Origin of the sequence: Micromonospora sp. NPDC048830 (genome assembly GCF_043198215.1) — a bacterium.
Taxonomy (GTDB): Bacteria; Actinomycetota; Actinomycetes; order Mycobacteriales; family Micromonosporaceae; genus Micromonospora.
Genome location: NZ_JBICUP010000010.1, coordinates 74,513 through 93,142, shown reverse-complemented (window position 1 = coordinate 93,142; position 18,630 = coordinate 74,513). Strand labels below are relative to the sequence as shown.

16 protein-coding genes are annotated in these 18,630 nt (G+C 73.2%); 7 read left to right on the top strand and 9 right to left on the bottom strand.

Annotated features, from left to right (window positions below):
* Complete coding sequence (locus ACGFIZ_RS11945) at positions 1–156, bottom strand: hypothetical protein (protein WP_393418395.1); 156 nt, start codon at positions 154–156, stop codon at positions 1–3.
* A gap of 47 nt (positions 157–203) precedes the next feature.
* Positions 204–899, bottom strand: a complete 696-nt coding sequence (locus tag ACGFIZ_RS11940; protein WP_393418393.1) for an RNA-guided endonuclease TnpB family protein — start codon at positions 897–899, stop codon at positions 204–206.
* Between the two features lie 421 nt (positions 900–1,320).
* Between ACGFIZ_RS11940 and ACGFIZ_RS11935 the strand changes: the two genes are divergently transcribed.
* Positions 1,321–2,868: an alkaline phosphatase D family protein gene (locus tag ACGFIZ_RS11935; protein ID WP_393418391.1), complete on the top strand. Its 1,548-nt coding sequence runs from the start codon at positions 1,321–1,323 to the stop codon at positions 2,866–2,868.
* Positions 2,869–3,138: 270 nt separating this feature from the next.
* Here the strand turns inward: ACGFIZ_RS11935 and rfbB are convergent, their stop codons facing one another.
* Positions 3,139–4,122, bottom strand: a complete 984-nt coding sequence (gene rfbB / locus ACGFIZ_RS11930; protein WP_393418389.1) for a dTDP-glucose 4,6-dehydratase — start codon at positions 4,120–4,122, stop codon at positions 3,139–3,141.
* A gap of 549 nt (positions 4,123–4,671) precedes the next feature.
* On the bottom strand, positions 4,672–5,934 hold the full coding sequence (gene kynU, locus ACGFIZ_RS11925) for a kynureninase (protein WP_393418387.1): 1,263 nt from the start codon (positions 5,932–5,934) through the stop codon (positions 4,672–4,674).
* A 259-nt stretch (positions 5,935–6,193) separates the two neighbouring features.
* Here kynU and ACGFIZ_RS11920 point away from each other — a divergent pair, with 259 nt between their 5' ends.
* A complete protein-coding gene (locus ACGFIZ_RS11920) occupies positions 6,194–7,192 on the top strand; it encodes a beta-ketoacyl-ACP synthase 3 (RefSeq protein WP_393418385.1) in 999 nt (332 codons plus the stop codon).
* A gap of 342 nt (positions 7,193–7,534) precedes the next feature.
* Here ACGFIZ_RS11920 and ACGFIZ_RS11915 read toward each other — a convergent pair whose 3' ends face one another.
* Positions 7,535–8,776, bottom strand: a complete 1,242-nt coding sequence (locus ACGFIZ_RS11915; RefSeq protein ID WP_393418383.1) for an alpha/beta hydrolase — start codon at positions 8,774–8,776, stop codon at positions 7,535–7,537.
* Between the two features lie 406 nt (positions 8,777–9,182).
* On the opposite strand from ACGFIZ_RS11915, the gene ACGFIZ_RS11910 reads away from it, so the two are divergent.
* The 3 genes from ACGFIZ_RS11910 to ACGFIZ_RS11900 are packed head-to-tail and all read left to right on the top strand — an operon-like array spanning position 9,183 to position 12,042.
* The gene (locus tag ACGFIZ_RS11910; RefSeq protein ID WP_393418381.1) at positions 9,183–9,959 is read left to right on the top strand and encodes a LuxR C-terminal-related transcriptional regulator; all 777 of its coding nucleotides are present in this window, start codon (positions 9,183–9,185) and stop codon (positions 9,957–9,959) included.
* A complete protein-coding gene (locus tag ACGFIZ_RS11905; protein WP_393418379.1) occupies positions 9,959–10,861 on the top strand; it encodes a branched-chain amino acid transaminase in 903 nt (300 codons plus the stop codon). The genes ACGFIZ_RS11910 and ACGFIZ_RS11905 overlap by 1 nt, the downstream gene beginning before the upstream one ends.
* On the top strand, positions 10,858–12,042 hold the full coding sequence (locus tag ACGFIZ_RS11900) for an acyl-CoA dehydrogenase family protein (RefSeq protein WP_393418377.1): 1,185 nt from the start codon (positions 10,858–10,860) through the stop codon (positions 12,040–12,042). The genes ACGFIZ_RS11905 and ACGFIZ_RS11900 overlap by 4 nt, the downstream gene beginning before the upstream one ends.
* Before the next feature lie 229 nt (positions 12,043–12,271).
* On the opposite strand, the gene ACGFIZ_RS11895 is transcribed toward ACGFIZ_RS11900, so the two are convergent.
* From ACGFIZ_RS11895 to ACGFIZ_RS11885, 3 genes are all read right to left on the bottom strand, one after another.
* Positions 12,272–13,891 carry an AMP-binding protein gene (locus ACGFIZ_RS11895; protein ID WP_393418375.1) on the bottom strand — a complete coding sequence of 540 codons (1,620 nt, stop codon included), beginning with the start codon at positions 13,889–13,891 and terminating at the stop codon, positions 12,272–12,274.
* Between the two features lie 64 nt (positions 13,892–13,955).
* Positions 13,956–14,510, bottom strand: a complete 555-nt coding sequence (locus tag ACGFIZ_RS11890; RefSeq protein ID WP_393418373.1) for a ferritin-like domain-containing protein — start codon at positions 14,508–14,510, stop codon at positions 13,956–13,958.
* Positions 14,507–14,755 carry an acyl carrier protein gene (locus ACGFIZ_RS11885; RefSeq protein ID WP_347670804.1) on the bottom strand — a complete coding sequence of 83 codons (249 nt, stop codon included), beginning with the start codon at positions 14,753–14,755 and terminating at the stop codon, positions 14,507–14,509. Before ACGFIZ_RS11885 ends, ACGFIZ_RS11890 begins: the two co-directional genes overlap by 4 nt.
* 306 nt (positions 14,756–15,061) lie before the next feature.
* On the opposite strand from ACGFIZ_RS11885, the gene alr reads away from it, so the two are divergent.
* Entirely contained in the window at positions 15,062–16,165 is a 1,104-nt protein-coding gene (alr, locus tag ACGFIZ_RS11880; protein ID WP_393418370.1) for an alanine racemase, read from the top strand.
* Between the two features lie 211 nt (positions 16,166–16,376).
* A complete protein-coding gene (locus ACGFIZ_RS11875; protein WP_393418368.1) occupies positions 16,377–17,144 on the top strand; it encodes a tryptophan 2,3-dioxygenase family protein in 768 nt (255 codons plus the stop codon).
* A gap of 13 nt (positions 17,145–17,157) precedes the next feature.
* Here the strand turns inward: ACGFIZ_RS11875 and ACGFIZ_RS11870 are convergent, their stop codons facing one another.
* A complete protein-coding gene (locus tag ACGFIZ_RS11870; protein WP_393418366.1) occupies positions 17,158–18,378 on the bottom strand; it encodes an RNA-guided endonuclease InsQ/TnpB family protein in 1,221 nt (406 codons plus the stop codon).
* Positions 18,379–18,630: the final 252 nt, after the last annotated feature.

Below are 18,630 nucleotides of genomic sequence, written 5' to 3'. Positions count from 1 at the left end.
TCAGCCGGCCGGCGGGATCTTCCAGAGCTCGTCGAACGCGACGCTGTCGAAGAAGGCCATGCCGTCGACCACCTTGCCGTCCCGGAGGGTCAGGAACCAGGCGTAGGTGTTCTCGTACGGGGTGCCGGCGACGGTGACGCCCCTGCCGTCGAACACGGTGATCACCCTGTTCGCCTCGACGTCCTCGTAGATCCCGTTACCTATCAGTGCGCTCTGGTGAGCGTGTGATTGGTAGTCCTGCCTTGCGGTGGGACGGTCCCGGTCTGACCCGCTGGGGCGGTGCCGGGTTGACGTTTCACGGCCACCTGCCCCGCGAGCGGGGTCTTACGGTCGGCTCCACGTCCGTTTGGCGACTCCCGGCCACTCCGGGCGTCGACAGCCTCACGCGCGAGCGCGGCGAGGTTGCGTGCGGCGTTCAGATCCCGGTCCAGAACCAGGCCGCAGGTGGCGCAGGTGTAGGTACGCTCGGCCAGGGCCAGCTTGGTTTTCACCGTGCCGCAACCCGAGCAGGTCTTCGAGGACGGATACCAGCGGTCGGCCACGATCAGCCGACCCCCGTTCCAGCCGGTCTTGTAGGTGAGTTGTCGGCGCAGTTCGGCGAACCCGGCGTCGGCGATGTGCCGGGCCAGACGCCGGTTGGTCAGCATCCCGGACACATTCAGGTCCTCGACCACGATCGTGCCGTGCTCACGGGCCAGCCGTGTGGTGAGCTTGTGCAGCCCGTCGCGGCGCAGGTTCGCCACCCGGGCGTGCACGCGAGCGAGTCGGGCCCGCGCTCGTTGCCACCGCTTCGACGGCCGTGCTCCGGCGCGCCGGTCCGGGCCTGCCTTGCGGGACAGGCCACGACCCAGCCTCCGCAGGACCCGCTGCGCACGGTGCAGGTGGCGCGGGTTCGGCACCCACTCACCGGTGGACCGGCGACCACCGAGTGCCCGACCACCTCCCACCGCATGTCGGGGGCGAAGATGTCGGAGATGGCGCCGGTGCCGGCGGACCAGTCCGCGAAGGCGCGAGTGACGATGTCCCGGTTCGTGGCCATGACGGGACCACCTCTCTGGGCGTGCGGGCGCGGCGGCCGGCTCGCTCCACGGCTCGACCGATCGTGCCGGCGGGGGTTTCGCCCGCCACTGTATCGACGGGGCAGGACGGTCGAGGCCGAGTCGCGGGATTCGGCGGGCGGCCCACTGCCTGCGGGAACCCCGCACCCCGGGGCCTGATGTGCGCGGTCCCGACCGCCGCGGGCCATCGCGTCGCCATCGGCGCGCAACCTCGGTCCCAAGAATCGGTGTGGTCTTCCCGTACTGCTGAAGGGACCGTCTGATGACCACACTCCACCGGCGAGCATTCCTCGGACTGACCGGTGCCGCCGGAGCCGGGCTCGCCGCCGCCATCGCCGGCTTCTCGGCCGCACCGGCGTGGGCCGATCCGGCGCTCGTCGACGAGCCGTTCACCCTGGGCGTCGCCTCCGGCGACCCGCTGCCGGACGGTGTCGTCCTGTGGACCCGCCTGGCTCCCGACCCGCTCGCGGTCGACGGGTCCGGCGGCATGCCGCCCCGGGTCGTGGAGGTGAACTGGCAGGTCGCCGAGGACGAGCGGTTCAGCGAGGTGGTCCGGGCCGGCGCGGCGCACGCCACCCCGGAGTTGGGCCACTCGGTGCACGTCGAGGTCACCGGCCTGCGCCCCGACCGCGAGTACTTCTACCGGTTCCGGGTGGGCCGGTACCTGAGCCCGGTCGGACGGACCCGCACCGCGCCCGCGTACGGCGCCGACCCGCGGCAGCTCGCCTTCGCCTTCGTGTCCTGCCAGAACCTGCCGGCCGGGCACTTCACCGCCTACCGCCACCTGGCCGAGGAGGACCTCGACCTCGTCCTGCACCTCGGCGACTACATCTACGAGGGACCGGGCACCAGCGCGATCGGCCGCCCGCACCTGCCCGCCACCGAGATCTTCTCGCTGGCCGACTACCGCATCCGGCACGCCCAGTACAAGACCGACCCGGACCTGCAACTCGCGCACGCCCGGTTCCCGTGGGCGGTCACCTGGGACGACCACGAGGTGGAGAACAACTACGCCGACGGGACCTCCGAGGACGCCAAGCAGTCGGAGGAGAGCTTCCTCCTGCGCCGCGCGCAGGCGTACCAGGTGTACTACGAGCACATGCCGCTGCGCCGGGCCAGTATCCCGCAGGGGCCGGACATGCGCCTGTACCGGCGGCTGCGCTACGGCAACCTCGCCCAGTTCGACATCCTCGACGGCCGGCAGTACCGGTCGGACCAGGTGCCCACGGGGATGGACGACCCGTCGCGCACCATGCTCGGCACCGCGCAGGAGCAGTGGCTGCTCGACGGCCTGAGCGCCTCGCGGGCGCGGTGGAACGTGCTCGGCAACCAGACCGTGATGACCGAGGCCGACCGGGACCCGGGCCCCGGCAAGCAGTTGGGGAACGACAACTGGAACGGCTACGCGGCGGCCCGGCAGCGCCTGTTCGACGGCGTGGTCGAGCGTGGCGTGCAGAACATGGTGGTGGTCACGGGCGACGCCCACTGCAGCATGGTCTCCGACCTCAAGCAGAACTTCGACGACCAGTCCTCCCGCACCGTCGGCGTCGAGTTCCTCGGTACGTCGATCACCTCGGGCGGCAACGGGGCCGAGATGGACACCCGGGGCAGGGAGTGGCTCGCCAGCAACCCGCACATGAGGTTCTACAACGGACGGCGCGGGTACGTGCGCTGCCTGCTCGACCACGACCGGTTCCGCACCGACTACCGTGTGGTGCCGTACGTCACCGAGCCGGGCGCGCCCGTGTCCACCCGGGCCAGTTTCGTGGTGGAGAACGGGCGGCCGGGCGTCCAGATCGACGCGGCCTGAGCGGCGCGCGGCGCCGGTCGCCGCGCAATTGCCGCACCAAATGTCGACCGTCCCGAAACGGCAGCAAATCGCTTCCTCCCGGGCCCCGTCGTGGTCCTCGTCGACGCCGTTGTCTTTGCGACACGACCGGTGACCGGTCGCCGTCGGAAACAGTGGCGGCAGCAATTCCGGCGGGTTTCACCGGTGCCGTTTCGGTGACGGGACGTCGGCAGTCGGAAAGGCGCTCTCCGGGCCGCGGAATCGGACTCCGGCCGGCGGGCGTAATTCCGGTCAGCCGACGGGGGCCGCCCCTTTCAGGGGTGCCCACCAGTGCCGGAATTCGCGGTACCAGCGCACGGTCTCCGCCAGCCCGTCCGCCAGCCGTACCGAGGGTCGGTAGCCCAGTTCCCCGGCGGCCTTGCGGAAGTCCAGCGAGTACCGGCGGTCGTGGCCCTCGCGGTCCGGAACGTGCCGGACCATGGACTCGTCCGCGCCGAGGATGTCGAGCAGGGCCCGGGTCAGCGACCTGTTGTCCAGTTCGGTGCCGCCGGCGACGTGGTAGACCTCGCCCGCCCTGCCCCGCTCCGCCACCAGGGCGATCCCGCGGCAGTGGTCGTCCACGTGCAGCCAGTCCCGCACGTTCCCGCCGTCGCCGTAGAGCGGCACGCTGAGCCCGTCGAGGAGGTTGGTCACGAACAGCGGGATGAGCTTCTCCGGATACTGGTACGGGCCGTAGGTGTTGGACGCCCGCGTGACGCACGCGTGCAGCCCGTGGGTGCGGTGGTAGGCCCCCACCAGCAGGTCCGACGCCGCCTTGGACGCCGCGTACGGCGAGTTCGGCGCCAGCGGGGACTCCTCGGTCCACGACCCGCTCTCGATCGAGCCGTACACCTCGTCGGTGGAGACGTGCACGAACCGGTCCACCCCGGCGTCCAGGGCGGCCTGCAACAGCACCTGCGTGCCCAGCACGTTGGTCCGTACGAAGTCCGCCGCATCGCGGATGGAGCGGTCGACGTGGGACTCGGCCGCGAAGTGGACCACCGTGCGCACGCCGGCCATGGCCCCGCGCACCACCGCCGGGTCGCCGACGTCGCCGCGCACGAAACGGAGCGCGGGGTCGGCGACCACCGGCGCCAGGTTGGCGAGGTTGCCGGCGTACGTCAGCTTGTCGAGCACCACGACCTCGCCCGCGAGGGCCGGGTAGGCGCCCTGCAGGAGCCGCCGGACGAAGTTGCTGCCAACGAAACCGGCGCCGCCGGTGACCAAGGTGCGCACGTCGTGCTCCCGTTCTCCGCGGGCCGTCGTGGTGCTCGGCGGCCACGTCCGTCAGCCATCGGCCGTCCGGGGAGTCGGCCGGGGCGGAGCCCGTCCGGTGGCAGGACCCGGCGTCGACCGACCCGCGGCGGAGGGCGATCTCCTTCAGGCAGGCTATCCGCCTCCGCCGGTGCCGAAGGCGGGTGGTGGTCGGATCCGGGCACATCCGATTTCCGGCGGCAACGATCCCCTTTACCGAATGCTCCCGGTCGCCGGGATTACTTCCGGTTGTCGTCGGTGTCCCGCCGCAGCGGGTCGTGCCCGCGGAATCGGCGTGGAGCGCGCTTTCTCGGCGCTGTCGGGGAAACCGCCGGCAGGCCGGGTTGTCGCTTTCGGCGCATGCTCATCCCATTTGCCGTCAGATCATCGAGAAAAGGCGCGCCCCGGGCGACGGCCGGTGCTTCTCGTGCCCTCCGGATACGGGCGACTTCATCGGGAATTGCGGCCCCGGCGAGTCGGCTGGGGCGACACTTCCCGCGCCGACGACCACCACCCCGTCCGGCGCCCGGCTCAGGTCACCCGGGAGGGCTCGCCCGGCACGTGCTCCCAGGCGCGCCGCTCGGCGAGGTCACGCAGCCGGTCCATGGCGTCCCAGACGTCGACGTACCGGGTGTACAGGGGCGCCGGGCCCAGCCGCAGCCGGTCGGGGGTGCGGTAGTCGCCCACCACCCGCGCCTCGGTGGCCAGCGCCCGGGAGATCCGCAGCGCCTCAGGGTGGTGCAGCGAGACGTGGCTGCCGCGCCGCCCCGGGTCGCGGGGCGAGGCCAGCCGGAAGCCGTACGGGGTGAGCCAGGCGTCGGCCAGCGTGACGATCAGCTCGCCGAGGCGGCGGCCCTTCGCGCGTACCCGGGCGATGCCGGCCTCGGCGAGGACGTCCAGGGCCGGGTCGAGCGCGGCCAGCGACAGGATCGGCGGGGTGCCGACCAGGAACCGGTCCACCCCGGGAGCGGGGTCGTAGTCGGCCCCCATCAGGAACTGGTCGCGCTGGCCGAACCAGCCCTGGATCGGCTGGCGCAGCCGGGACTGCAGCTCCCGCCGCACGTACAGGAAGGCCGGGGCGCCGGGGCCGCCGTTGAGATACTTGTAGGTGCAGCCGACGGCGAGGTCGGCGCCGCTGGCCTCCAGCTCGACCGGCACCGCCCCGACGGCGTGGCAGAGGTCCCACAGGACGACGGCGCCGACCTCGCGGGCGGCGGCGTCGACGGCCGCCATGTCCAGCAGCGCCCCGGACCGGTAGGAGACCGCGGAGAGCACCACCAGCGCCACGTCGGTGTCCAGCGCGGACCGCAGCTCGTGCAGCCGCAGCCCCTCGTCGAGGTCGGAGCGGAGCATCCGCAGGGTCAACCCGCGGGCCTGCGCAAGCCCCTGCAGGAGGTACCGGTCGGTGGGGAAGTCCTCGGCGTCGACCAGGACGGTACGGCGCTCGCCTGCGGCGTCCAGCGCGGCGGCGGCGAGCTTGTACAGGTTCACCGAGGTCGAGTCGGACACCACGACCTCGCCGGGGCGGGCGCCGAGCGCGTGCGTGGCGAGCCGGTCGCCGAGGCGGCGGGCCCACTCGATCCACGTCGGCCAGGAGCGGACGAGCCCCTCGCCCCACCCCTCGCGGACCAGCCGGTCCAGGTGCGCCGGGGTGGCCGCCGGCAGCCGCCCCAGCGAGTTGCCGTCGAGGTAGACGAGGTCGTCGTCGCCGATCACGAACCGGTCGCGCAGGTCCGCCAGCGGATCGGCGGCATCCAGCTCCTTGGCCAGGTACCGCGGGAAGTCGTCGCGCATCTGCCGCTCCCTTCCCCCGAGGTCTACCGCAGCGAACGGCGGCCCACCGTAGCCGGTCGGCCCCGCCGACCGGTCCGTGCGCGTATCCGGTCCCGACCAGCGGGAGGGTCGCCCGGGCAGCCGCCGGGTGGGGGTGTCCGCTCGGGGTGCCCGATCGGCCGTGCCGGCGCGCCTTTGAACGTTCATACAGTCGCCGCGGAGCCGTGCGGGCGATGCCGGGTGTCATCCGTTCGGCCCCGGTGGGAGGCGGAGGGAGCTGATGGACGTGCCGCTGGACGGGGCGCCGCACGCGGCGATCGTGGGGATCGGCGGGTACCTGCCCGAGCGGGTGGTGACCAACCGGGACGTGTGCGCCGGCATCGACTCGAGCGAGGAGTGGATCGAACGCCGCTCCGGCATCCGGCTCCGCCGCTTCGCCGGGCCCGAGGAGAGCCTCGCCGTGATGGGGCACGCGGCCGGCACGAAGGCCCTCGCGGCCGGGGGTGTGCCTGTCGAGCGGGTCGACTGCGTCATCGCCACCACGATGAGCCACCTGCGTCAGGCGCCGGCGGTGGCGACCCGCATCGCCGAACTGCTCGGCCCCGGCGCGGACGTCGCGGCCGCGTTCGACGTGAACGCCGGGTGCGCCGGCTTCTGCTACGCGCTCAACCTGGCGCGGGACATGGTGTGTGCGGGGTCGGCGGAGCACGTGCTGGTCGTGGGCGTCGAGCGGATGAGCGACATCATCGACCCCCACGACCGGGGCTCGGCGTTCCTGTTCGGCGACGGGGCCGGCGCGGTGGTCGTGGCCCGTTCCGCCGTGTCGGGGATCTCGCCCGTGGTCTGGGGTTCGGAGAGTGAGCGCGGCTCCGCGATCGCGCAACCCCGCCCCTGGTCGGACCTGCACGATCCGGATGCGCAGTTCCCGTACCTGCAGCTGGAGGGGCCGACGGTGTTCCGCTGGGCGGTGACCCGGATGCGCAAGGTGGCCGAGGCCGCGCTGGCCGCGGCGGGGATCGGGGTCGACGAGCTGGCGGCGTTCGTACCGCACCAGGCCAACATGCGGATCACCGACGCGCTGGTGGACGGGCTCGCGCTGCCGCCGTCGGTGCTGGTGGCCCGGGACGTCGCGGAGTTGGGCAACACCGCCGCCGCGTCGGTGCCGATGGCGCTGGACCGGCTGGTCAGCCGCGCCCCGGAGGTCAGCGGCGACCTCGCGCTGCTGCTCGGGTTCGGCGCCGGCCTGCTGTACGCCGGCCAGGTGGTTCGACTGCCCTGAACGCCCGTTTTGGTCTTCGTGGTGAGATTTGCGACCGGGTCGGCGACCCGGGACGCGAACGTTTGTCGACCCAATAATCTTCATGTTGCGCGACGCTTGGTTACTAATCGCACGCCCGGTCGCCCCAGTTATTGCCGCCAGGCATTCCGCGAAGAGGGAAAAGTCGCCAGCCAGGCAACTGAAGAAAATTACGGACGGTAGTGGTTGCGCCGGAAAGGGCTCTCTCGGTGCGCGCCACGGCCGACGTGGTTCATGCCGCCCGCATATGAAACCTTGTTGGCGATTGGCGACCCGGGTGTGCCGTGAACCGCGCCGGACTGCGGACTCGCCGGCCCGCCCTCGTCAGCGGACGCCCTGGTAGTTCGACGGCGGCTCGGCGCCCCGCCACGGCGGCACCGGGCTCGGGGCGCCGGTGAGGAAGGCGCGGACCACCGCCAGGAACTCGGCCTCCTGCTCGACGTAGGTCTGGTGCCCGGCGCGGTCGAAGAAGATCAGCTGGCTGCCGGGCACGCTGCGCCGGTAGTCGGTGGCGAACGACCACGGCAGGTAGTCGCAGGCACCCTTGAGGATCAGCGCGGGGACCCGCAGCCCGGCCAGGGTCGGGCGGATGTCGTCCGCCTGGCGGGTGCTGGCGAGCGGCACCTGGTTGGCGTAGAACCCGGGTCGGGCGGGGGTCGGCGGGGTGGGGCGGTCGGCGCAGACCAGGCCGGGCGCGGACTGCCGGTACAGGGTGGCGAACCGGGCGTCCATCTCGTCGTCGCCGGAGAGCGCGTGGGCCGCCCGGGGATTGGCCCTGACCAGGTTCCAGGTCAGCATGGCCCGCGGGGACAGGATACTGCCGAACACGGCGAGCTGCTGCCGGGTGTCGAGGCGGCCGATCATGCCCGTGCCGCTGACGTCGCCCACCTGCGGCACCAGGCGCCCCGGCGAGGAGAAGACCACCCGGGAGACCCGCGCCGGGTGTCGTGCCAGGTAGTTGGCGGCCAGCGTCGCCCCGTACGAGTGCCCGATCAGCACGATCCGGTCCGCGCCGATGCGGCGGCGGACCTGCTCCAGGTCGGCGACGTCCCGTTCCAGGGAGTAGCCGGACGGGTCGGCCAGCCGGCTGGAGCGGCCCGTGCCGAGCTGGTCGTAGAGCCAGACGTCCCGGCCGGTGTCGGCGAGTTTGCCCAGCACCGGCGCGTCGTGGTCCATGTCCGCCACCCCGGGGCCGCCGTGCAGAAAGACGATCGGGTCCCCGGTCGCCCGGGGCCGGGCCGGCACCAGCAGCGCGGCGAGTCGGGTGCCGTCGGGAAGCGCCCAGTGTCGCAGCCCGGCCGGGTCCGGCACGGCGCGCGGGGCGTTCGGCGCGATCAGCGCCCAGGCCGTGGGGACCAGGACCAGCGCCGCCGACGCGGCGGCCCCCACGATCCGGGCCCGGGTGGCCGCGCGGGTGGACAGTCGCCGCGTGAGCAGCCAGCCGCCCGCCGCCAGCACGGCTCCGTAGGCCGCGAGCCCGGCCGCGAGGAAGACGGCGGGTCGGTCGCTGACCTGGGCCACCCCGATCACGGTGGACCAGCCGACTCCGATTGCGACAACAAGCAATGCTAATGCACCGCCAATGCGCAGAACGGTCATGACGGCCCGCCTTGCCCGAGGGAATGTCGTCACGCCCGGCATCGTTTCACGCCGGGTTGCCCAGGCAAAGTCACAATGGTCTGGAGGGGCCACGCGTCGTATTTGACGACGTCAACGCAGGGTCGACCCCGGTCGGCCGCCAACCCTACTCTTGGTAGTCACTCCACTTTTGTGGTGTCGAGAGCCATGGACCGTTAACATCCCCGTCAGGAATGATCGACCAGTTCGGATATCTGCTTATCCGGCTGGCCGAGCCACAAGCTCATGTGCCATTTCCAAACGGGCGTCGAGGCCCCCCCGGCCACACCGGCCGCGGGCTCCGCACGCTCGGGCGTGCGCAGGGGCCCACCCTGGGCCCTGGGGAGGAAGAGACATGCATGACGTGAGCGTCAGCCCACGCCCGTCGGCCACCGCGGGGCTCGCGGTCCTGGTGGCCATCGAGAACGAGCTGACCCGGTGCGGACTCAGCCAGATGCTGGCCGACCTGCCGATGGTGACCACTGTGCAGCCCGGCGGCGACCCGCTCGCCACCACCAGACTGCTGGAGACAGGCGACTACCAGGTCCTGATCGTCTCCGCGGACGGCCCGCCCGGCGGCACCGACGCGGTCCTGGCCGCCGCCGCGCGTACCGGCACGTCCTCGCTGTTCCTGCTCCGCCAGCCGGAGGACGCCCTGCTGCCGGAGGTCGCCGCGCTGTCGGTCGACGGGTTCCTGCTGGAGCCGGGCCTGAACCGCACGGTCCTGGCCGACAGCCTGCACAAGCTGCGCCACGGGGAGATGCCCATCCCCGGCTCCCTGGCGCGGCGCATTCTCGACGAGCTGCGTACCGCTGGCAAGCCCCGTTCGGACCCGCCTTTCATGCTCACGCCGCGGGAACGGCAGGCTCTTAAGCTCTTGGCCGAAGGGCTCAGCAACAAGCAGATCGCCCGGCGGCTCGGCATCTCCGAGCACGGCGCGAAGCGGCACGTCGGCAACGTTCTGGCCAAACTCAACTGTCCCAACCGGACGGTGGCGGTCACCGTCGCCCTGAACCACGGCCTGCTGGCCGAGGAGACGGTGCAGCCCCCGGACCCCGCAGTGGTCAACCTCCGTCGCCGCATCGCGTCCGCGCCGGAGCAGCAGCAGTGGGGCAACGGAGGGAGAGCGTGATGACCGACGCCAAGGTGTGGCTGGACGGGTCCCTGGTCGACTGGGACGACGCGCACGTGCACGTCAGCTCGCACGGCCTGCACTACGGGATCGGCTTCTTCGAGGGGATCCGCTGCCACGGCACCCCGCAGGGCCCGGCCCTCTTCCGCCTCACCGACCACCTGCGCCGGCTGGCCCGCTCCGCGGCCACCTACATGGTCCCTCTGCCCTACACCGTGGACGACCTCGCCGAGGGGTGCCGGGCGGTGATCCGGGCCAACGGCCTCACCGACTCGTACCTGCGGCCCATCGTGTTCCTCGGTCACGGGCCGAACCCGCTCACCGCCCCGTACCGGGTGGCCATCATCGCCTCCTCCAACGGCCCGCTCGTCGGGGGCTCCAAGGACCACGGCGTGAAGGCCAAGGTGTCCAGCTTCCAGCGCATGCCGTCGCACGTGCTGCCTCCGGCCGCGAAGGCGACCGGCCAGTACCTGAACTCCTACCTGGCCCTGCAGGAGGCGCTGACCAGCGGGTACGACGAGGCCATCATGCTCAACACCGAGGGCCACGTGACCGACGGTTACGCGCACAACATCTTCGTCGTGCGCGACGGTGAGCTGCGCACCCCGACCCTCGCCTCCGGCGCCCTGGAGGGCGTGGTCCGCGACACCGTCCTCACCATCGCCGGGGAGGACGGCATTCCGACCCGCACCGACGTGCTCGTCCGCACCGACCTCTACCACGCCGACGAGTGCTTCCTCACCGGCACGGCGGCCGGCATCGTGCCGGTGCTCAACGTCGACGGCCGGACCGTCGGCAGCGGCAAGGTGGGTCCGGTGACCCAGCAGCTCGCGGCCCGGTACGCCGATCTGAACACCGGGCGCAACACCGCCCACGCCGAATGGCGGGAGCTGGTGGGATGACCGTGCCGGCCACGGCCACCGACCTCGACTACCGGGGGCTCGTCCGCGGCGCGCTCGCGGACGTCGACCCGCAGCGGCGGCGCGGCTGGGCGGTGGACGGGCACCTCCCCCGGGAGGTGCTCACCACCCTCGCCGCGCACGGCGTCTTCCGCGAGCGGTGGGCGCCCGGTGCGACCGGCGGGCTGCCCCGGCTGGTCGCCATGGCCGAGGAGCTCAGCGAGTTCGACAGCGGGCTGGCGCTGGCCGCGATGGGCCACAGCGAGGTGTTCATCGGCGCGCTGAGCTGGCTGGGTGCCGACGCCGCCCAGCGGGAACTGCTGGACGACGCGTTCGGCGGCCGGGCCGTCGGCTGTTTCGGCGCCACCGAACCGCAGGGCGGGTCGGACCTCGCCGGCATCCGCAGCACCGCCACGCAGGAGCCGGAGGGTTGGCGGCTGGTCGGCCACAAGCGGTACGTGTCGAACCTGGGCGCCGCGACCCACCTGTTGGCCGTGGCCCGGGTGGCCGGAAGCGGACCCCGCGACCTGGCCCTGTTCCTGGTCCCCCTGGACAGCCCGGGCGTCCGTGTCGAGGGTTTCTTCGACACCGCCGGCCTGCGCTCCTGCGACGTCGGCGAGGTCACCTTCGACACGCTGCTGCCGCCGCACGCGCTGCTCGGCGCCCCCGGCATGGGCCTGGCGTACGCCAGCCGGCTGTTGCAGTTCGAGCGCCTCTCGATCTGCGCGCAGCTGCTGACCGCCGGCCGGATGGCGCTGGGACTGGCCGCCGCGCACGCCCGCCGGCGGATCGTCGGCGACGGCCCGCTGCTGGACAAGCAGGCCGTCCGGCACCGGCTGGCCCACGCCCGCGCGCGGCTCGGCGTCGCCGGCGCCGCGCTGCGCGACACCGTCGCCCGGGGCACGGCCGGCGAGGGGTTCGCCCACGAGGTCGCCGCGCTCAAGCTGGTCGTGTGCGACATCGTGGAACGTGTGACCGACGACTGCCTCCAGGTCTTCGGCGCCCGTGGCTACACCACGAACTACCCACTCGAGGGCTGGTGGCGCGACGTGCGGCTGGCCCGCATCGGCGGCGGCGCCGACGAGGTGCTGACCGAGCTGGTCGCGAGCCGGCTGCTGCGGCCGGATCCCCGCTTCGACGCCGAGCTGGAGCGGCTGACCGCCGCCGACACGCCCCACCCGTGAGTCCGCCCGGGGGGGGGGCGACCACCGAGTCGCCCCCCACCCCACCCGTCCCACGCCACGTCCACGCCCCACCCCCGCCGCCCGGCCCCGTGCCCTGCACGTCGCCGGGCCGGTCCTCGTCGATCAAGAGCTTTGCGTCGTCCACGGCGTCGACGTTGACGCAAACCTCTTGATCGACCGGAGTGGCGGGCCGGCGGGGGGCGGGAGTGGGGGAGGTGGGGTGGGGCGGTCAGGGGAGTTCGGCCAGGACTCGGCGCGGCGGCAGCTCGCCGTTGAGCACCATCTCGCGCAGCACCGGCCGGCGCGGCTTGCCCGAGGTGGTCCGTGGGATCGCCCCCTGCTGCACCACCAGGACCGGGGCGACCCGGGTGCCGAGCGCCTCGGTGACCGCCCGGCGGGCCGCGCGGGCCACCTCCGGCGCGGCGCTCTTGGTCCGTGGGGAGATCTCCAGCACCAGCCCGAAGCGCTCCCCGCCGCCGCCCTCGCCGCGGTGCTTGAAGGCGGCGCAGCCCAGCAGCAGCGGCCCGCCCGCGGCCAGCGCCGCCGCCTCGACGTCCTCGGCGAACACGTTGTGCCCGGACACCGACGCCACGTCCGCGCGGCGGCCGATGACGTACAGCTCGCCGTCGTGCAGGAACGCCGCGTCGTCGGTGTCGAACGGGCCCGGGTCGCGGGGCTTGAAGCCCTCCGCCGTCCAGTAGCCCTCGAACAGCCAGTTCCCGCCCAGCAGGAGGCTGCCGGACTCGGAGACGGTGTACCGGTTGCCGGGCAGCGGCGGACCGAGCGAGACGTGCCCGTCCGGGCCGCGTACGGGGCCCCGGTCGTGCGGGGCGCAGGAGACCCCGACCGTCCCCTCCGCCAGCCCGTACGCCGGCATGATCGCCTCCCACGGGAAGCCGAGCGGCCCGGCCACCCGGTGGAAGTCCACCACGTCGGACCAGAGCACCCGCTCGGCGGCGTTCAGGCAGCACTTCATCCGGGACAGGTCCAGCCCCTCCGGGTACGGCATCCGGGACGCGAGCCGGAAGCCGAAGTTCGGGGCGCCGCTGACCGTGGCCCGCTCCCGCGCCAGCATGGTCAGCCAGCTCGCCGGGTCCAGCACGAACGACTTGGGGTTGCTGTGGGTCTGGGCGGTCCGGGCGTAGAACGCCGAGCTGAAGAAGCAGACGAAGCCGAGGTCGTGGTACAGCGGCAGCCAGGTAACCACCCGGTCGCGGGCCGAGTCCAGGTCGAAGCACCGGCTGATCATCTTGATGTGCCCGGCGAAGATGTCCCCGCGTACCGCCACGCCCTTCGGCGTGCCGAGGCTGCCCGAGGTGAACTGCACCAGCGCGATGTCGGGAATCGCCGGCTCCGGGTCGGGCACCCGCTCCTCGCCCTGCACGGCGGCGACCGGCACGGCCCGCATCCGGTCGGTCAGCGGCGGCGTGTCGGGCGCGTCGGTCAGGTGCAGCCGGCAGTCCATCGCGTCGAGCACGGCGCCGAAGCGCTGGGCGTGCACCTCCCCGCCCCGCCGCGGCGGCGGGGGCAGCGAGACGAGCGTGCCGCCCGCCGCCCACACGCCGAGCGCGGCGGTCACCGTCGGCAGGTCGTTGGTGAGGGTCACCGCCACCGGGTCGCCCGGCCGCACACCGGCCGCCCGCAGCCGGTGTGCGGCGGTGGCGATCCGCCGGGCCAGCACGTCGTAGCTGGCCGCGTCCCGGGCGCCGTCGGCGCCGAGGAAGGCCACCTCCGCCGCCGACCCGTACGGCCGGACGACCTCTTCGAGGGACAGGCCGGGATCCGTGGCGTACCCGGCGGGCCAGGTGACGGCGGGGGACAGGTCGAGCTGGGTCACGGTCGTCGCCAATCGTCGTCGGGTTACGGCGGGAAGGCGGCGAGGGCGAAGCGGGTCGCCACCGCCGGAGGCGGGGTCACCGGTCGGCGGACGCCGCCTCGGCCTCCAGCTCGGCCACGGCGTGCACGTCGGCCTGCTCGGCCCGCTCGATGATGTCGTAGACCCCGCGGGACTCCCGGGCCTTCTCCTTCAGCGCGTCCTCGATGTACGACACGTGCCACGCCTCGTCCCGGATGATCGCCCGCAGCGGGCGCCGGATCGCCTGGGGCAGGTCCTCCTGGCCCACGTGCAGCTCGTACTCCGACAGACCGCGCCGCTCCGAGACCAGCGTCAGCGCCAGCATGTCGGTCAGCGTCTTCGGGATGCCGAAGTGGGCGGAGAGCCGGGCCTGGTACGGCTGGGCGACGTCCACCACCTCGCCGCCGAAGTCCTCGATCGCCCGGGTCCACAGCCAGGCGTGCACGGCCTCGTCCCGCAGGTGCCGGGACAGGTCGCTGCGCAGCTGGGCGGTGTCGGCGAGCCGGGCCATGCGCATGATCGCGCCGGCGCCGTGCACCTCCGCCGCGCGGTACTGGTTGAGGATCCAGACCGGGTCCTCGGGGTCGATGTGCCGGCCGGTGGCGGTGATCACGGGGTGACCTCCTGCTTGGTCAGCGCACGGCCGATGTCGCCGATCGTGCGCAGGTCGGACAGGTCGGACAGGGGCACGTGGGCGCCGGTCTCGGTGTGCAGGGCGGCGAGCAGCTCCGAGGCGTCGAGGGAGTCGAACCCGAGGTCGTCGACCAGGCTCGTCTCGGGGGTCAGGGTGCGCACGTCCACCCCCCGGCCCCTGGCCACCAACCGGGTGACCAGCTCCACCGCCTGTTGTTCGTCCATCGCACGCTCCCACCGGTCCGTGGATACCTGTCGGCGTCCCGCCTTGTTCAAGTCGTGCGGGCCGCGCCAGGGACGCTAGAGCCGCCCGGAGGCGGCCGTGCCCCCGGAACAGGGACCCACTTCGCCGCCGCCGGTCGACCGTCGCGGTCGGAGTACCCGACCAGGCCCGGTCGGGGTACCGGATCGTGCCGTCGCCAGCCCGGCCGTCCCGCGGCCGCGCCGCGCCGCCACCGGTCGCGCGGAGCCCCACACCGGACGGCCCGATCAGGCACTGCGTCCCCCGGCCCCGGCGGCCAGACTCGCCGCATGGTCGGGTGCGAAGCGGAGATCGATCTGGCGGCCATCGCGCACAACGTCTCCGCGCTGCGCCGGCTGCGCGCCGTCGAGGTCATGGCCGTGGTCAAGGCCGACGGGTACGGCCACGGCCTGGTCCCGGCCGCCCGGGCCGCCCTCGCCGGCGGCGCCACCTGGCTCGGCGTGGCGTACCTGCCGGAGGCGCTGGCGTTGCGCTCGGCCGGGATCACCGCCCCGGTGCTGTGCTGGCTGCCCCGCCCCGGCGAGGACCTCGCCCCGGCCGTGCGCGGCGACGTCGACGTGTCCGTCTCCGATCGCTGGGTGCTCGACGAGCTGGTCGCCGCCGCCCGGCGCACCGGCCGGTCGGCCCGGGCCCACCTCAAGGTCGACACCGGCGCCGCGCGGGCCGGCGCCACCACGGCCCGCTGGCCGGAGCTGGTGCTCGCCGCCGGCAAGGCCGCCGGGGACGAGTTGGACGTCGTCGGGGTGTGGAGCCACCTGGCCAACGCCGACCGGCCCGGGCACCCGTCCGTCGCGCGGCAGCTCACGGCGTTCGACGAGGCACTGGAGGTGGCCGCCGCGCACGGGCTCACCCCGCGGCTGCGGCACCTGGCCAACTCCGCCGCCGCGCTGGCCGTGCCGGCGGCGACGTACGACCTGATCCGCCCCGGCATCGCCGTGTACGGGATCAACCCGCTGCCGGGGCCGCCGCCGGTCGAGCTGGTGCCGGCGATGACCCTGCGCGCCCCGGTGGTGCTGGCCCGCCGGGTGCCCGCCGGCACTCCGGTCTCCTACGGGCACGAGTACGTCACCACCCGGGAGACCACCCTCGCCCTGGTCGCCGCCGGGTACGCCGACGGTGTGCCACGGGCGGCGGGCAACCGGGCCCGGGTGCTGCTGGCCGGCCGGCGGCGGCGGATCAGCGGCCGGGTCTGCATGGACCAGTTCGTGGTGGACGTGCCGGACGCCCCGGTCGTCGCCGGCGACCCGGTGGTGCTGTTCGGGCCGGGCACCGCCGGGGAGCCGACCCTCGCCGACTGGGCGGCGGCGGCCGACACCATCCCCAACGAACTGCTCACCCGGGTCGGGCCCCGGGTCCGCCGGTTCTACCGCTGACCGCGGCGGCGCGACGCCGGTCGGTCGCGGGGGCGGGTGCCCGGCCGACGGCGACGCTGCCCGCCCGATCGGGCCGGTCGACCGGGCGGCCCGGACCGCCCCCGATCGTCGTGGGCGTTGGTGGATTCCGGGGCCGCCGCGCCGCTGGGAGATTTCACCCGCGAGCGTCGGTGGCGACCAGCGCGCCGACCGGGCGGAGGGGCGAGCGGCGATGACGACACACCAGGAGCACGGCGTCGAGTCGACCATGGTGGCGTCCCCCGCCGTCGAGTACGGCTCATTCCTGCACCTCGACGCGCTGCTGGCGGCGACCCAGCAGGTGCCGGACCACCCCGACGGGCGGTTCTTCGTCCTGGTGCACCAGGCGTTCGAGATCTGGTTCGAGCTGATCCTGCACGAGTTGGAGGCCGCCCGCGACGACCTGTTCGCCGGGGCGGTGCCGGACGCGCTGTACCAGCTGCGCCGGGTGGCCGGGGTGGACCGGCTGCTGGTGACCCAGCTCGACACGCTGACCACGATCAGCCCGGCCGGGTTCGCCAGCCTGCGCCCCCACCTGGGCACCGCCAGCGGATTCCAGTCCATCCGGTACCGGGAGATCGAGTACCTGTCGGGCCTGCGCGGCCGGGGACACGCCGGCGTCGCCCCGCCGGGCAGCGCCGACGCCGCCCGGCTGGAACGCCGGCTGTGCGAGCCGAGCCTCGCCGAGGCGTACCGGGTGTTGCTGCGCCGCCGCGGGGTCGGCGACCCGGTCCGGCTGCTGCGCAGCGGCCGGCCCGACAGCGACCTGCTGGCGGTCGCGGAGGCGCTGCTCGACCACGACGAGGCCTGGGCGGCGTGGCGGATGCGGCACGCCCTGGCCGTCGAGCGGCTCATCGGCCACAAGCCGGGGACGGGCGGGTCGAGCGGCGTGGAGTACCTGCGGTCCCGCCGCGACGAACGGTTCTTCCCGGAGCTGTGGGAGATCCGGACCCGGCTTTGACATCCTCCCCCGCCTAGAGGCGTGGGATTCCGACCCTCGCGGGTTGGGGTTCCTGGTTCACCGCAGACAGCACGGAAGGAGTTCCTTCGTGTCTGACGTCCGCTCCGCAGGCGTTTTGTGTCTCGACCAGCCCGGCCGCGACGGCGATGTTCTTGGCGGCGTTTACGTCCCGGTCATGCCGGGTGCCGCACCCCGGACACCGCCAGTGGCGTGTGCCGAGGGAGAGTGTGGCGAGCAGGTGCCCGCACGTCGAGCAGGTTTTCGACGACGGATACCAGCGGTCCACGACGGCGAAGGCGCGGCCGTCGCGGTGGGCCTTGTAGGTGAGCAGGGTGCGGAACTCGCCCCAGCCGGTGCGGGAGATCGCCTTGGCCAGGGACCGGTTGCGGACCATGTTCGCCACCGCCAGGTCCTCTACGGCGATGGCGGCGAACCGGCGTACCAGGGTCGTGGACTGCTGGTGGAGGAAGTCCCGGCGGGCGTCACGCACTCGCGAATGCGCGCGCGCCACTTTCCGTCTGGCTTTGGCGCGGTTGGCGGAGCCCTTCTGTTTTCGGGCCATCATCCGCTGGTACCGCTTGAGTCGGCGTTCGCGGCGCTCCATGTGCCGGGGATGGGAGATGCGTTCGCCGGTGGACAGCACCGCAAAGTCGGTCAGGCCGAGGTCGACGCCCACCACCTCGCCCGGCGGTTCGGGTGGGGTGGGTGTGGCGATGTCGACGGCGAAGGTGACGAACCAGCGGCCGTCCGGGTCACGCGACACCGTCACCATCGTCGGATCCAACCCGGCCGGGTCGACGTCGGGCCACGACCACACAAACCGCAGCACACCGGGTGTTTTTCCCAACGTCAGATTGCCGTTACGCATTCGGAAGGCCGACCGGGTGTAGGAGGCGGACTGGCGGCCGTGGCGGGACTTGTAGCGCGGATACCGGGCGCGCTTCTGGAAAAAGGCGGTCATGGCGGTGTGCTGGTGGCGCAGGGTCTGCTGCAACGGCACCGACGACACCTCACCCAGGAACGCCAGGTCGGGCTGCTTTTTCATCTCGGTCAGCGCCCGATCCGTCTCCGCGTAGGAGGTGGACTTCCGTTCGGTGTGCCAGCGGGCGTGACGGGCGGCGAGAGTGCGGTTCCACACCACCCTGACGCAGCCGAACGTGCGGTTCAGCACCACCGCCTGCTCCGGGGTCGGGTACACCCGACACCTGTACGCCGTCCGCACAAAACCAGTCATACCAGAAAGGACAGTCATGGCTGACGGCACGTCCGCCTTTCCTCCCCGCCCTGAAGGGCGGGGCATCCTGGCGGTGATCCGGTGAACGACCCGGCCGCCGCCCCCGGTCGGGCCCGCCGGCCGGGTAGCCGTTCGGGCACCGCCGCCGGGTCGGGCCGGGAGGTGCCCGGGCGGAGTCTCCGTCCGAGGGCGGTCGCACCGGGACCCGGTTGGCAACGTGATCGAGGCAGGGCGACCCGCCGGCCGGCGCCG

Coding starts and splice junctions, on each gene's coding strand:
- ACGFIZ_RS11905 (WP_393418379.1), top strand. CDS start 9,959: ATGACCGACGCCAAGGTGTGGCTGGACGGGTCCCTGGTCGACTGGGAC.
- ACGFIZ_RS11935 (WP_393418391.1), top strand. CDS start 1,321: ATGACCACACTCCACCGGCGAGCATTCCTCGGACTGACCGGTGCCGCC.
- ACGFIZ_RS11875 (WP_393418368.1), top strand. CDS start 16,377: ATGACGACACACCAGGAGCACGGCGTCGAGTCGACCATGGTGGCGTCC.
- alr (WP_393418370.1), top strand. CDS start 15,062: ATGGTCGGGTGCGAAGCGGAGATCGATCTGGCGGCCATCGCGCACAAC.
- kynU (WP_393418387.1), bottom strand. CDS start 5,934: ATGCGCGACGACTTCCCGCGGTACCTGGCCAAGGAGCTGGATGCCGCC.
- ACGFIZ_RS11870 (WP_393418366.1), bottom strand. CDS start 18,378: ATGACTGGTTTTGTGCGGACGGCGTACAGGTGTCGGGTGTACCCGACC.
- ACGFIZ_RS11910 (WP_393418381.1), top strand. CDS start 9,183: ATGCATGACGTGAGCGTCAGCCCACGCCCGTCGGCCACCGCGGGGCTC.
- ACGFIZ_RS11920 (WP_393418385.1), top strand. CDS start 6,194: ATGGACGTGCCGCTGGACGGGGCGCCGCACGCGGCGATCGTGGGGATC.
- ACGFIZ_RS11900 (WP_393418377.1), top strand. CDS start 10,858: ATGACCGTGCCGGCCACGGCCACCGACCTCGACTACCGGGGGCTCGTC.
- ACGFIZ_RS11885 (WP_347670804.1), bottom strand. CDS start 14,755: ATGGACGAACAACAGGCGGTGGAGCTGGTCACCCGGTTGGTGGCCAGG.